The 14,270-nt window shown below is 65.9% G+C and carries 13 protein-coding genes and 1 pseudogene; 10 read left to right on the top strand and 4 right to left on the bottom strand.

What is annotated here, in order from left to right; translation table 11 throughout:
- Positions 1-336: 336 nt before the first annotated feature.
- From cobM to ACQPXH_RS05570, 4 genes and pseudogenes are all read right to left on the bottom strand, one after another.
- Positions 337-1,101, bottom strand: a complete 765-nt coding sequence (gene cobM, locus ACQPXH_RS05585; protein WP_433601256.1) for a precorrin-4 C(11)-methyltransferase — start codon at positions 1,099-1,101, stop codon at positions 337-339.
- A gap of 16 nt (positions 1,102-1,117) precedes the next feature.
- Positions 1,118-1,543 (bottom strand): PPOX class F420-dependent oxidoreductase, encoded by a 426-nt coding sequence (locus tag ACQPXH_RS05580; protein ID WP_433601255.1) that lies wholly within the window; start codon positions 1,541-1,543, stop codon positions 1,118-1,120.
- Positions 1,544-1,619: 76 nt separating this feature from the next.
- Positions 1,620-1,859, bottom strand: a pseudogene (locus tag ACQPXH_RS05575) (LysR family transcriptional regulator); the annotation flags it as partial.
- Positions 1,860-1,902: 43 nt separating this feature from the next.
- A complete protein-coding gene (locus tag ACQPXH_RS05570; RefSeq protein ID WP_433601254.1) occupies positions 1,903-2,511 on the bottom strand; it encodes an SACE_7040 family transcriptional regulator in 609 nt (202 codons plus the stop codon).
- A gap of 93 nt (positions 2,512-2,604) precedes the next feature.
- Here ACQPXH_RS05570 and ACQPXH_RS05565 point away from each other — a divergent pair, with 93 nt between their 5' ends.
- From ACQPXH_RS05565 to ACQPXH_RS05520, 10 genes are all read left to right on the top strand, one after another.
- The gene (locus tag ACQPXH_RS05565) at positions 2,605-4,194 is read left to right on the top strand and encodes a carboxyl transferase domain-containing protein (RefSeq protein ID WP_433601253.1); all 1,590 of its coding nucleotides are present in this window, start codon (positions 2,605-2,607) and stop codon (positions 4,192-4,194) included.
- Between the two features lie 5 nt (positions 4,195-4,199).
- Complete coding sequence (locus ACQPXH_RS05560) at positions 4,200-6,233, top strand: acetyl/propionyl/methylcrotonyl-CoA carboxylase subunit alpha (RefSeq protein ID WP_433601252.1); 2,034 nt, start codon at positions 4,200-4,202, stop codon at positions 6,231-6,233.
- Positions 6,230-7,420 (top strand): acyl-CoA dehydrogenase family protein, encoded by a 1,191-nt coding sequence (locus ACQPXH_RS05555; protein ID WP_433601251.1) that lies wholly within the window; start codon positions 6,230-6,232, stop codon positions 7,418-7,420. Before ACQPXH_RS05560 ends, ACQPXH_RS05555 begins: the two co-directional genes overlap by 4 nt.
- The gene (locus ACQPXH_RS05550) at positions 7,417-7,905 is read left to right on the top strand and encodes a MaoC family dehydratase (protein WP_387294459.1); all 489 of its coding nucleotides are present in this window, start codon (positions 7,417-7,419) and stop codon (positions 7,903-7,905) included. The genes ACQPXH_RS05555 and ACQPXH_RS05550 overlap by 4 nt, the downstream gene beginning before the upstream one ends.
- Positions 7,902-8,714 (top strand): HpcH/HpaI aldolase/citrate lyase family protein, encoded by an 813-nt coding sequence (locus ACQPXH_RS05545; RefSeq protein WP_433601250.1) that lies wholly within the window; start codon positions 7,902-7,904, stop codon positions 8,712-8,714. The genes ACQPXH_RS05550 and ACQPXH_RS05545 overlap by 4 nt, the downstream gene beginning before the upstream one ends.
- 31 nt (positions 8,715-8,745) lie before the next feature.
- A complete protein-coding gene (locus tag ACQPXH_RS05540) occupies positions 8,746-10,689 on the top strand; it encodes an acetoacetate--CoA ligase (protein WP_433601249.1) in 1,944 nt (647 codons plus the stop codon).
- Positions 10,690-10,752: 63 nt separating this feature from the next.
- Positions 10,753-11,007 (top strand): type II toxin-antitoxin system Phd/YefM family antitoxin, encoded by a 255-nt coding sequence (locus ACQPXH_RS05535; protein ID WP_433601248.1) that lies wholly within the window; start codon positions 10,753-10,755, stop codon positions 11,005-11,007.
- On the top strand, positions 11,004-11,456 hold the full coding sequence (locus tag ACQPXH_RS05530; protein WP_433601247.1) for a type II toxin-antitoxin system VapC family toxin: 453 nt from the start codon (positions 11,004-11,006) through the stop codon (positions 11,454-11,456). Before ACQPXH_RS05535 ends, ACQPXH_RS05530 begins: the two co-directional genes overlap by 4 nt.
- A gap of 89 nt (positions 11,457-11,545) precedes the next feature.
- Positions 11,546-12,835 carry a TetR/AcrR family transcriptional regulator gene (locus ACQPXH_RS05525; protein WP_433601246.1) on the top strand — a complete coding sequence of 430 codons (1,290 nt, stop codon included), beginning with the start codon at positions 11,546-11,548 and terminating at the stop codon, positions 12,833-12,835.
- Between the two features lie 180 nt (positions 12,836-13,015).
- Complete coding sequence (locus tag ACQPXH_RS05520; RefSeq protein WP_433601245.1) at positions 13,016-14,257, top strand: TetR/AcrR family transcriptional regulator; 1,242 nt, start codon at positions 13,016-13,018, stop codon at positions 14,255-14,257.
- Positions 14,258-14,270: the final 13 nt, after the last annotated feature.

Here is a 14,270-nt window from a genome sequence, read left to right as displayed (position 1 = left end):
CCGTAACCTCGCTTCCGGAACACCACACGAGCGCTCCCCGATGAACACCGGGACGTCGACGCGCACCTATACCAGCGTGGCGCCTGTGTTCCCGCGTTCAGTTCTCATCAATCAAGCAAAAATGTTCATTGGCACTATCTGCCCGTCAGGCCGACCTTGTTACATGGGCGCGACCATGCCCGCCACCCACCGACCGGCTCCGCCGGGAAGTTCAATGCAGATCACCGAAACAATCTACCGTCGCCCTCGCCAGCCGACCAATCAGCTCTCATAGCCGGGAAGCATCAGCCCTGGCAGGGGGATCATCGCAAGTTTGCTGGATGGCTGTCACCGATCTCACACTGCTTGCGAAGGTCGGTCTCGGGCGCGGGCCGGGTCGTAGAGATGCGACTGGGCACAGGACAGATTCAGGGTGAGGGCGCGGCCGACGAGAATGACGGCGGCTCGGCGCAGACCTGCGGATTCGACCTGGTCGGCGATGTCGGTGAGGGTGCCGCGCAGGACCAGTTGCTCGGGTTGGCTGACTCGGTAGACCACGGCGGTCGGGCAGTCGGCGCCGTAGGCCGGGATCAGCTCGGCGGCCAGTGTGCGGATTCGGGTAATGGCCAGGTGCAGCACCAGCGTGGCCTGTGTCCGGGCGAAGTTCGCGAGAGCCTCGGATTCGGGCATGGCAGTCGAACGGGCCTGGATGCGGGTGAGGACCACCGACTGGACCACCTCGGGAACGGTCAACTCGGTACCGAGCATGGCGGCCGCGGCGGCGTAGGCGGGGACGCCGGGGGTGATGTCCCACGGCACGTCCGCGGCGTCGAGGCGGCGGGTTTGTTCGGTGAGGGCCGAATATATGGAGGGATCGCCCGAGCAGAGGCGCGCGACCTCCTTACCGGAGCGGTGCGCGCGCACCAGGTGCTCGGTGATCTGGTCGATGTCCAGGTGCTGAGTGTCGATCAGCTCGGCATCGGGAGCGCAGTGCGCGAGTACCTCGGGGTCGAGGTAGGTGCCCGCGTAGAGGCAGACCGGGGCGGTGCGAAGCAGCTCGACCGCGCGGACGGTCAGCAGGTCCGCGGCGCCCGGCCCGGCCCCGATGAAATGCACGGTCATGCGGGTGAGTGTAGGGCTAGGCCGTCGCGTCGAAGTGGGCGATCACCTTGGACGGGTGCACCCGGACCACCAGTTCGCCCGGGACGCCGTTGCGCTTGCCGAATTCTTCGGCCCGGTCCGCGCCCATATAGCGGCCGCCGATCTCGGTGGCGGTGCGCAGGAGTTCGTCGGGATCCTCGGACAGGGTCACGGTGCCCTGGATCTGAATGGACGAATACGGCGCTTCCTCGAGGTCGACCACCACCGCGATGCGTGGATCGCGGGCGAAGGCCTTGCCCTTGGCCGTGGCCTTGCCGGTATTGAAGACCAGTTCGTCGCCCTCGAGGACGAACCACACCGGTGTCACGACCGGACGTCCATCAGCGGCAACAAACGCGACCTTCGCAGTTCGCGTCGCATGACAGAGAAATCCGCGCACATCAGAATCCGCTAGTGAGGCCATCCCCTCACCCTAGAACCCTCCACCGAACCCAACCACCGGGCACACCCGGCTGGACAGATGATCACGTGGAAACCATGAGCACTCGGATCAGATCGTCGTGACGATCGGCCATAAAGCAGGACAGCAAGCCGATGCCCGCGGCCGCACGGGTCGCTTCGACGTGCACGAAAACATTTGTGGAAGTGACGGATTCGCGCATGGCGGGCACGAAACTGGAGCACAGGTCCAAATCGTCCACTTGCAGCATCGAATCGATGAAGTACACCAGCGAGTGACGCGCGAGATCCCCAATGGCCGTTGGTGTTCCGTGTTCGCTCGCTCCGTCGGGACTGCAAGAGGCTTGAAAAGGGGGCGAACGATCAACCCGGCGTCGCCTGTGCCAATGCGGACAACGCCATGCGACGCAGTATCGGCCGGGCCCGGGTAGCGCTGGCATTGGTGGCGCTGTGCGGCGTGGAGTTCATCAAGCCGAAGCCCGCGTGGGCCTGCACCCGCGCGGTCTCCTCCGGCAGATCCGGGTGCAACTCCCGAAGCACCGCCACCCAGATCTCGACGTACTGACGCTGGGTGCGCCGCAGTTCGCGCCTGGATCCGGCCGGCACGTTCTCGAGGTCGCGGTCCTGGATCCGGATGAGTTCGGGCTCGCCGAGCGCGAAGTCCAGATGGAAATCGACCAGCCCGTCCAGCGCCTCCCGCGCCGACACGGTTCGCGCGACCACCGCCTGCCCACCGGCGAGCAACCGCTGACTGACTCCGACCAGCAGTTCGACCAGCAGCGCCTCCTTATTCGGGAAGTGCCGGTAGACCGCCGGACCGCTGATCCCGACGGCCGCACCGAGGTCGTCCAGGCGCATGCCGAAGAATCCGCGATCGGCGATAAGCCGGGCACCCGCATCCAGCAGTTGCGCTCTTCGCTGCAGTTTCAGTTGTTCCCTGCGCGTGGGCGCGACGGGGTCGGTGCTGGTCACACGCGCTCCTTTCAGCACACCTGGACATCTCGGTTAATCAACATTAACCTGAATTCCAGTTATCGGCGACTAACCGGATGGCAGGACAGCGTGATGACGGTGACCGAACAGGTCGGGGTCGACAACCGCGCGGCACACGGGGCGCTACTGGAGGATCTGCGCGCCCGGCTGGCCGCCGCGGCGCTCGGCGGGCCCGCGAAGGCGCGCGAGCGGCACGTTGCCCGCGGCAAGCTGCTGCCCCGGCAGCGGGTGGATCAGCTGCTCGATCCGGGCAGCCCGTTCCTCGAGCTCTCGCCGCTGGCCGCGACGGGCATGTACGACGACGAATGTCCCGGCGCCGGGATCATCACCGGCATCGGCCGGATCTCCGGGCGCGAATGCGTGATCGTGGCCAATGACGCCACGGTCAAGGGCGGCACCTACTACCCGATGACCGTCAAGAAGCATCTGCGCGCCCAAGAGGTCGCCTTGCAGAACCAGTTGCCCTGTGTGTATCTCGTCGACTCCGGCGGAGCGTTCCTGCCGCGCCAGGACGAGGTCTTCCCGGATCGGGAGCATTTCGGCCGCATCTTCTTCAACCAGGCGACCATGAGCGCCAAGGGAATTCCGCAGATCGCCGCGGTGCTCGGTTCGTGCACAGCCGGTGGTGCGTACGTGCCCGCGATGAGCGACGAGGCGGTGATCGTGCGCAATCAGGGCACAATCTTCCTCGGCGGCCCGCCGCTGGTGCAGGCCGCGACCGGCGAAGTGGTCACGGCCGAGGAGCTGGGAGGCGGCGAATTGCATTCGCGTACTTCCGGAGTCACCGATCACCTGGCCGAAGACGATCAGGACGCGCTGCGCATCGTGCGCCGCATCGTGGCCACGCTCGGCCCACGCCCGGCGAGCCCGTGGGAGGTGACGCCGACCGTCGCGACCGCGAAGCCGGAGTCCGAACTGTACGACGTGGTCCCGGTCGATCTGCGCACCCCGTACGACGTCCGCGAGGTCATCCACCGGCTCGTCGACGGCGAAAACGGATTCCACGAATTCAAGGCCGAATACGGCAAGACGCTCGTCACCGGATTCGCGCGTATCCACGGCCATCCGGTCGGCATCATCGCCAATAACGGCGTGCTGTTCAGCGAATCCGCCATGAAGGGCGCACATTTCATCGAACTGTGCGACAAGCGCAAGATTCCCCTGCTGTTCTTGCAGAACATTACCGGTTTCATGGTCGGGCGCGATTACGAGGCGGGCGGCATCACCAAGCACGGCGCGAAGATGGTCACCGCGGTGGCGTGTGCGCGGGTGCCGAAACTCACCGTGGTCATCGGCGGATCGTACGGCGCGGGCAACTACTCGATGTGCGGACGCGCGTATTCGCCGCGCTTCCTGTGGATGTGGCCCAATGCGCGAATTTCGGTAATGGGTGGCGAGCAGGCCGCCTCGGTGCTTTCGACGGTGCGCGGGGATCAACTCGACAGCAGCGGCCAGCCGTGGTCGGCCGCGGACGAGGAGGCATTCAAGGCGCCGATTCGGGACCAGTACGAACATCAGGGCAATCCGTACTACTCGACCGCGCGGCTCTGGGACGACGGCGTCATCGACCCCGCCGATACCAGAACCGTGCTCGGACTTGCCCTTTCGGTGTGTGCGCAAGCACCGCTCGAACCCGTTTCCTACGGCGTCTTCCGGATGTGATCGCGATGATGAACAAATCCCATCCCATCGATTTCGACACCGTGCTCGTCGCCAACCGCGGCGAGATCGCGGTGCGGGTCATCCGCACCTTGCGCGCCATGGGAATTCGCTCGGTCGCGGTCTACAGCGACGCGGACGCGCAGGCAAGGCACGTGCGCGAGGCCGATACCGCAGTGCGCCTCGGTCCGGCTCCGGCGCGGGAAAGCTATCTGGATATCGAAAAGGTGGTCGCCGCGGCGGTGCGCACCGGCGCGAAGGCCGTGCATCCGGGCTACGGATTCCTCTCCGAGAATGCGGCTTTCGCATCCGCGCTGGCCGAGGCGGGCATTGTCTTCCTCGGGCCGCCCGCCAAGGCGATCGAGATCATGGGCGACAAGATCGCGGCGAAGAACACCGTCGCCGCTTTCGATGTGCCCGTCGTCCCAGGTATGGCCCGCGCGGGTCTCACCGATGCCGAATTGATCGACGCCGCAACCGATATCGGCTATCCGGTGCTCGTGAAGCCCTCCGCCGGTGGCGGCGGTAAAGGTATGCGACTGGTCGAGGAACCGTCGGCATTGCCCGCGGCGCTGGCCGGTGCCCGGCGTGAGGCGGCCGCGGCATTCGGTGACGACACGCTGTTCCTGGAGCGGTTCGTCACCCGGCCACGCCATATCGAGGTGCAGATCCTGGCCGACCAATTCGGCCACGTGATCCACCTCGGTGAACGCGAATGCAGTCTGCAGCGCCGGCATCAGAAAGTGATCGAGGAAGCGCCGTCGCCACTGCTCGATGCCGCGACCCGGGCGCGCATCGGTGCGGCCGCGTGCAATACCGCACGCAGCGTCGACTACGTCGGCGCGGGCACGGTCGAATTCATCGTCTCCGCCGATCGGCCGGACGAGTTCTTCTTCATGGAGATGAATACCCGGCTGCAGGTGGAACATCCGGTCACCGAACTGGTCACCGGGATCGACCTGGTGGAGTGCCAGGTGCGCGTCGCGGCCGGGCAGAAGCTGGCGGTGGAGCAGGACGAGCTGCGACTCGTCGGACATGCGATCGAGGCCCGCGTCTATGCCGAGGATCCCGGTCGCGGCTTCCTGCCCACCGGCGGCACTGTGCTCGACCTGTCCGAGCCCGAAGGCGCGGGCGTGCGGGTGGATTCGGGACTGCGCATCGGCACCGTCGTCGGTAGCGATTACGACCCCATGTTGTCGAAGGTCATCGTGCACGCCGCCGATCGCCATACCGCACTCGCGAAACTCGATCGGGCACTGAGCGATACCGTCCTGCTCGGCGTCACCAGCAATATCGAGTTCCTGCGTTTCCTGCTGACAGACCAGGATGTGGCCGCCGGGAAGCTCGATACCGGACTGCTGGATCGCCGCGTCGGCGACTTCCGGCCCGCAGCCGTCGGGGATGAGGAATTCATCGCCGCCGGTGCGTATCACTGGCTGCGACGCTGGCCTGCCGCACCGAGCGATCCGTGGGACATTCCGTCCGGGTGGCGCATCGGCACACCCGCGCCGACCACCATCAGGCTCGCCGGCGGTGACCGCACCGAGCATGTTTACCTCACCGGCGCACCCGATGCCGCTGAAGTCCGCCTCAACACGAGTGAATCAGTCTCGCTCACCGCGGATTTCACCGACGGAAGGCTGGTACTGACGCTGGACGGTCTGCGCCGAGAGTTTCGCGTCGCGGAGCACGACGGACAGCTCTGGGTGGCCGGACCTTCCGGTGTGGCCGTGCTGCGTGAAGTGGCCGAGCTGAATGTCCGCAGTGACGCCGAGCACGTCGGTGACGCCGAAATCCGCAGTCCCATGCCGGGTTCGGTAATCGCGGTACCGGTCGCCAACGGTGCCACTGTCGTCGCGGGGGCCCCGGTAGTCGTGGTCGAGGCCATGAAGATGGAGCACACGCTCACCGCACCGGTCGCGGGCACCGTCGAAGTCCTGATCGAACCGGGCGCCCAGGTCCGCCTCGACCAGCCGCTGGTGCGCATCACCGCGGTTCCCACCGAACCCGAAACCGCCGAGCGAGAAGGAACTTCCGCATGAGTGAGCGCAGCGAACGAACAATAAGCACAGCCGACTTTCTGTCCACCGGCACACTGCCCGAGGACTATCGCGACCTGGCACTGACGGTGCGCGATTTCGCCGAGACGGTGGTCGCCCCGGTAGCCGCCGAACACGATGCGAACCATACGTTTCCGTACGAGGTCGTCGCGGGCATGGCCGATATGGGCTTGTTCGGCCTGCCGTTCCCGGAGGAGTACGGCGGGATGGGCGGCGACTACTTCGCCCTCTGCCTTGCGCTGGAGGAGCTCGGCAAGGTCGATCAGAGTGTGGCGATCACGCTGGAGGCCGGTGTCTCGCTGGGCGCCATGCCCATCTACCGCTTCGGCAACGATAAGCAGAAGCAGGAATGGCTGCCGCAGTTGACAAGTGGGCGCAATCTCGCCGCCTTCGGCCTCACCGAACCCGGTGCGGGCAGCGACGCGGGCGGCACCAGAACCACCGCGGTCGCCGACAGCGGCGAATGGGTCATCAATGGCAGCAAGCAGTTCATCACGAACTCCGGCACCGATATCACCACGCTGGTGACCGTGACCGCGGTGACCGGACAGTCGGGCGGCAAGAAGGAGATCTCGACCATCCTCGTGCCCACCGACACCCCCGGTTTCGTGGCCGAACCCGCCTACAACAAGGTCGGCTGGAATGCCTCGGATACGCACCCGCTGAGCTTCACCGACGTCCGGGTGCCCGAGGAGAATCTGCTCGGCGAGCGCGGTCGCGGCTACGCCAACTTCCTGCGCATTCTCGACGAGGGCCGCATCGCCATCGCGGCGCTGTCGGTCGGCGCGGCCCAGGGCTGTGTCGACGAGAGCGTGCGCTATGCCAAGGAGCGCGAGGCCTTCGGCCAGGCCATCGGCCGCAACCAGGCCATCGCCTTCAAGATCGCCCGCATGGCGGCGCGAGCCCACGCCGCCCGCACCGCCTACTACGACGCCGCCGCACTCATGCTGGCGGGCAAACCCTTCAAGAAGGAAGCCTCCATCGCGAAGCTGGTGGCCAGCGAGGCGGCCATGGACAACTCCCGCGACGCCACCCAGATCTTCGGCGGCTACGGCTTCATGAACGAATACGCTGTGGCCAGGCACTATCGCGACAGCAAGATCCTGGAGATCGGCGAGGGCACAACGGAGGTGCAGTTGATGCTGATCGGACGGGAGCTGGGTCTGTGACGGAGACGAACGCGCCACGCCGGGTGGTGCAGCGCGGCCTGTGGTTCGAGGAGTTCGAGATCGGTGTGGTGTACGAGCACCGGCCGGGCCGGACCATCACCGAGGCCGATAACGTCCTGTTCACCACGCTGACCATGAACACCCAGGCACTGCACCTGGACGCGGCCTTCAGCGATCAGCTGCCACCGTTCCACCAGCGCCTGGTGAATTCGATGTTCACGCTCTCCACGCTGATCGGCCTCTCGGTCGCGCAGCTGACCCAGGGCACGATCGTCGCCAACCTGGGCTTCTCCGAGGTCGCCTTCCCGAAGCCGCTGTTCCACGGCGACACCATGTACGCCGAGACGGTGGTCACCGATAAGCGCGAATCCAAGAGCCGTCCGGGCGAGGGCATCCTCACCTTCGCGCACACCGCTCGCAACCAGCATGGCGATATCGTGGCGACGGCGGTACGCAAGACATTGGTGCGCAAGGAGCCCGCATGAGTTGGCAAATGCCCGGACCGGCTTGGCTGTTCTGCCCCGCCGACCGCCCCGAACGCTTCGAAAAGGCCGCCGCGGCAGCCGATGTGGTGATCCTCGATCTCGAGGACGGGGTCGCGGCCGGTGATAAAGCGGCCGCACGCGAGGCGCTCATCGAGACTCCGCTGGATCCCGAGACCACCGTGGTCCGGGTCGATGCCGTCGGCACCGATGAGCACGAGCCCGACCTCGCGGCGCTGGCGCAGACCGAATATCGGCGGATCATGCTGCCGAAGGCCGAATCCGCCGAACAGCTCGGCTCCCTGTCCAGCTACGAGGTGATCGCGCTGATCGAATCGCCGCTCGGCGCCATGGCGGTCGGGCGAGCGGTATCGGCGCCCAACGCGATCGGGGTCATGTGGGGTGCGGAGGATCTGGTCGCCGGGCTCGGCGGCAACTCCAGTCGGCATGCCGATGGCAGCTATCGCGATGTGGCACGCCATGTTCGGTCGACCACACTGCTCGCGGCCAAGGCATACGGCAAATTCGCGCTCGACTCGGTGTATCTGAACATCCGCGATCTCGACGGGCTGCGCGCCGAAGCGGTGGATGCGGTCGCGAGCGGCTTCGACGCCAAGGTGGCGATCCATCCGAGCCAGGTGCCGGTCATCCGGGCGGCCTACGCGCCGTCGAACGACGAAATCGATTGGGCTCGAAGAGTACTCGACGAAGTCCCGAACCATCGGGGCGTCTTCGCGTTCGAGGGCCGCATGGTCGATGCCCCGGTGCTGCGGCATGCCGAACAGATTGTGCGGCGCGCGAACCACACCTGATTTCCGAAGACTCTCCCCAGGAGGTAATGCGGTGCAACCACAATGGGTGCCGACCGAATCAGATATCGCGGAGGCGCGCATCACCGACTTCGCCGGGTTCGTGGCTGCGCGCACCGGGCAATCCGCACCGGATTACCGGTCGCTGTGGCAGTGGTCGGTCGACGATCTGCCCGGCTTCTGGGGTGCGCTGTGGGATTACTTCGAACTCGGACCGATTGCGGGCGAGGTGCTGGCAAGCGCCGAAATGCCGGGTGCGCAGTGGTTTCCGGGCACCCGGCTGAACTACGTCGATCAGGTCGTGCGGCAGTTCCGCACCGATCGGCCCGCCATTGTCGCGGTGACCGAGGACGCTCCGGTGCGCGAGGTGTCCTGGAGCGAATTGATCGACAGCACAGCGGCATTCGCGCGCACACTGCGCTCGCTGGGCGTGCGGCCGGGTGATCGGGTAGCCGGATACCTGCCGAATATTCCGGAGGCGGTGATCGCCTTCTTGGCCACCGCGAGCATCGGTGCGGTGTGGAGCGCCTGCGGTCAGGACTATTCGCCGAAGGCGGCGCTGGACCGGCTGGGCCAGCTCGAGCCCACCGTGCTGGTCACCGCGGACGGCTACCGGTTCGGCGGTAAGACGCACGACAAGCGCGACGATATCGCGGCATTGCGGGCGGGACTGGACACCGTGCAGACGACGGTCGCGGTATCCCAGCTCGGCCTGCCGGTTCCGGACGCACTGGCCTGGACCGAGGCGGCCGCCAATAGCGAGACCGTTGTCATCGAAACCGAGACGGTCGATTTCGACCATCCGCTGTGGATCGTCTTCTCCTCCGGCACCACCGGACTACCCAAGGGCATCGTGCACGGGCACGGCGGCGTCGTGCTGGAACACCTCAAAGCCGTTGCGCTGCAAGCCGATATCGGCCCTGAGGACACCTTCTTCTGGTACACCAGCCCGAGCTGGATGATGTGGAACTTCCAGGTCGCCGGACTGCTGGTCGGCGCGACCATCGTCTGCTACGACGGCAGCCCCACCTACCCGACTCCGGACGCACTGTGGCACACCGCATCTCGAGTCGGCGCGACTGTGCTCGGCACCAGTCCAGGCTACGTGCTCGCCTGTATCAAGGCGGGTGCGGTGCCGCGCACCGATCACGACCTCACCGCGCTGCGACAGGTCGGCATCACCGGTTCGTCACTGCCGCCCGCATCCGCGGTGTGGTTGGGCGAGAATGTCGGTAACCACGTCCAGGTCGCCTCGATCAGCGGCGGCACCGACGTGGTCTCGGCTTTCATCGGCGGCGCGCGAACCGTACCGACCTGGCCGGGTGAGCTTTCCGCGCCCTATCTGGGTGTCGCACTGGAGGCCTTCGACGCGGACGGCAAACCGGTCCGCGACGAGGTCGGCGAACTCGTCATCACCAAGCCGATGCCGTCGATGCCGGTGCGCTTCTGGCACGATCCGGACGGAATCCGTTACCACGACGCGTATTTCGACATGTTCCCCGGCATCTGGCGGCACGGCGACTGGATCACCATCACCGAACGCGACAGCATCGTGGTGCACGGCCGCTCCGACTCCACCCTCAACCGACACGGCATCCGCATGGGCAGCGCCGATATCTACCAATCCGTCGAGCGCCTCCCCGAAATCACCGAGGCCCTCGTCATCGGCGCCGAACAACCCGACGGCGGCTACTGGATGCCCCTGTTCGTCACCCTCACCCCCGGCACCGACCTCACCGACGACCTGAAAACCCGCATCAACACCACCATCCGCACCGAGGTCTCCCCCCGCCACGTCCCCGACGAAATCATCGTCGCCCCCGGCATTCCGCACACCCGCACCGGCAAGAAACTCGAGGTCCCCATCAAGAAGCTCTTCCAGGGCGCCGACCCGACGCGTGTCGCCGAACGCAGCGCCGTGGACGATCCAGACCTCCTCGACTGGTACGCCGCCGTTCGACCCGAAACCTCGAACTGAACCAGCACTGGGCAATGTGGCTACAATGCAATAAAGAACAATAGCCACATCAGGGAGGTCGGCGTGGACGTCGGTATTCGGGAACTGCGCGATAACCTCAGTCGCCATCTGACCGAGGTCCGCGCCGGACACACGGTGACAGTCACAGACCACGGACGACCGATCGCCCGCATCGTGCCTGTCGGGCGACCGACGCGGCTGGAGCAACTTCGTGCCGAAGGGCGCGTGCAGCCCGGTCGTAAGAAAAAGCAGCCTGCGCCCGAGCCGATCCGTGGTGAGGGCATAGTCAGCGAGCTCATCGACGAGCAGCGCCGGTGATCGGCTACCTCGACACGTCGGCCTTCGTCCCACTGCTGGTCAGCGAGCCGAGCAGTGCGGCATGCCGCCGATTCTGGGATGACGCCGACGCCGTGGTGTCGAGCAGACTGCTGTATGCCGAAACCGCGGGCGCACTCGCGCAGGCGCATCGCATGGCGCGCCTGAACGACCCGCAGTATGCGTCGTGCCGGCGCCTACTCGACCAGCTCTGGTTACAGCTCGAGATAGTCGAGGTGGATGGGGGTTCGGTCCGGCGCGCGGCCGAACTCGCCGACCTCCTCGCGCTGCGCGGGTACGATGCCGTCCATTGCGCTTCCGCCGAACAGTTGGACGACACCGATCTTGTCGTCGCATCCGGCGACAAGCGCCTCCTCGATGCGTGGAAATCGTTGGGGTTGGCCACCTTCGATACCAATGCGCTCGACGCGACGCCAGAACGCAGACGTTGACCCCGAATTCGGGTCGAGCGCGCCCACCTGGGCAAAATCAGACCGACCTAGACAGATGAAGGTGTCGAGGTTGTCGATACCATGGCGCCATGAGTGTCGACAATCGCCGTACGGCGCGCAAGGCGGTCAGCGGCGACTCGGCACCGCGGGAGATTCGGCGCAGGCCGAAGAATCGGCGGGCCCAGATCGCGGCGGCCGCGGCGGCCGCATTCGGCGCGCTCGGCTATCACGGTGTGAGCATGGAGGACATCGCATCTGGGCTCGGGATCAGCTCGGCGGCGCTGTATCGGCACTATCCGAGCAAGTACGCGCTGTTCCGAGAGGAATTGCTGCGGGTGGGTCGCGCCATGACCGAATCGGTCGAACGGCCGGAGGTGGCAGAGGGCCGGGGGATGGCAGCCGACGGAGTCGGCGGGGTGGGTGAACTCAGGACGCCGGAGCGGCGGCTGCGGCAGGTACTCGATGCACTGATCGGCGTCACGATCGAGAATCGGCCGACCGTCACGCTGGTGCGCTGGGAGGGCCGCTATCTCGAACCCGACGATCTCACGGTTCTCACCGACCAGCAGCTCGCCGTCGTCGGCGCGATCGGTGTGCAATTGGCCGCATTGCGACCGGAACTCGCCGAGGACGAGTTGCGGGTGCTGCGCGCCGCCCTGCTCAGCGCGATCACCAGCATCGCCGATCACCATGCCGGCTTGCCCGTGAAATCCCTTGCCCGACTGTTGAGTGCGGCCTGTTGGTCGATAGTGCCCGCCGAGCTGCCAGCGCTGGATGCGGACGCCGCACTGCCGGTGGCAGCCGAGATTCCGGATTCGTTCAAACATGAGCTGTTGCTGCGCAAGGCCGTCGAACTGTTCCACGATCGCGGCTATCCGAATGTCAGCGTCGAGGAAATCGCCACTGCCGCAGGACTTTCCGCCGCGTCGGCGGTGTACCGGTTCTATCGCGGCAAAAGTGATCTGCTCGCGGCCGCGTTCCGACGGGCCGCCGACCGGGTTTCCGGTGCGATCGGCCCGGCGGTGGCGGCGGCCGTCGACGCCGAAACGGCCCTGACCACACTGATCGAGCAGTACGTCGAGGGTTCGTTCTCCGAGCGCGCGCTGACCTTCGTGTATTACACGGAGTTCCAGCATGTTCCGAGCGATGAGCGCACCGTACTGCGGAATATCCAGCGGCTCAGCGTCGAAGAGTGGGCGCGGCTGCTGCGTGATGTGCGACCGGAGCTTTCCCCCGCCGAGGCCCGCTTTCTGATCCATGCGGCCTTCGCGTTGGTGGTCGATCTGGCGCGCAACTTCAGTGCCGAACCGATCGCCTCCCCAGCTCGGGTTCGATTGCTCATGCAGCTTGTCCTGTTCGGACGCCCGGCCCACTCGTAGTCCACGCTCCTCCGCTTCAATACGCCGTCCGTCGCTGCGGCTAATATGTTAGCGAGCATTCTTTTCAGGTTCACCGGAGTCACTACATGTAAGAGCATATTTTTGTGATCTTCTATTCAATGCCGTTTCAGCACTGGGAAGAGAGGTCGAGCAAGCGTCCGGTTGAGCTAACATCGCGGGATGGATGCCGAGGATCGTCGCGCAGCGGAGGACGCGACCGCACGCCGCACCGCGCCATCGCGTGAGGTGCGCCGCCGCCCGCGCAACCGACGGGCGCAGATCGCCGCCGCCGCCGCGGAGGCCTTCGGCGCATTCGGCTACCACGGCGTGAGCATGGAGGACATCGCCTCGCGCCTCGATATCAGCTCGACCGCCCTATATCGGCACTATCCGAGCAAATACGCCCTGTTCCGCGAGGAGGCGCTGCGGCTGGCCGGCCTGAGCACCGAGGCGGTGGGCCTGCCCGAACAACTGCGCGACCGGCCCGCCGCCGAACGCCTCGACCACATCCTCGATGTCCTGATCGCAGCCTCCATCGCGAACCGCCGCAGCGCCGCACTGCTGCGCTGGCAGAATCGCTATCTGGAGGACCCGGATCGCCAAATACTGATCGATCACCTGATCACCACCGATTCGGTGGCACGAAAACTACTGGCCGAGACCCGACCTGAGCTGTCCGACGGGGACCGGGCGGTGGTCTCGGCCGCCGCGATGAGCGTGATCGGCAGCATCTCCGATCACCATGTCGCAGTGCCGGTGCGCACGCTGACGGCACTGCTGCGCTCGGCCTGTCATGCGGTGACCGCGTGTGATCTGCCCGCGCCCGGCGACGACAGCGAATCCCTTGGCGCGAAGGAGGTTCCACTCACCTTCAAACACGAGCTTTTGTTAGTGCGTGCCATCGAGCTTTTTCATGAGCACGGTTATCCCAATGTGAGCGTGGAGGATATCGCCAATGCCGCGGGCCTGCCCGCTTCGTCAGCGGTGTACCGCTTCTACCGCAGCAAGGGCGACCTGCTCGCGGCCGCGTTTCGCCGTGCGGCGGACCGGGTTTCGGCGGTCATCGGACCCGCCATCGCCGCGTCGGACACCCCCGAACAGGCACTGACCACCCTGATCGAGCTCTATGTGCAGGGCTCGTTCGCCGAGCGCGAGCTGACCTTCGTGTACTACGCGGAGATCAGTAATGTGCCGCCGGAGGATCGCACCGTACTGCGAAATATCCAGCGGCTCAATGTCGAGGAGTGGGCCAAACTACTCATCGGCGTCCGGCCCGAACTCTCCGCAGCGGAATCACGGGTGTTGGTGCATGCCGCGCTGGCCTTGGTCGTCGACCTCGGTCAATGGCTCGGCCCCGATAACCCGCTCTGCTCCCAACAGCGCATCGCACACCTGATGCGGGTCATCCTCTTCGGCCGCTGATCGCGGTCTCATC

This window comes from Nocardia sp. CA-135953, assembly GCF_050955735.1.
Lineage (GTDB): Bacteria > Actinomycetota > Actinomycetes > Mycobacteriales > Mycobacteriaceae > Nocardia.
This window is presented reverse-complemented; position numbering and strand designations above follow the sequence as displayed.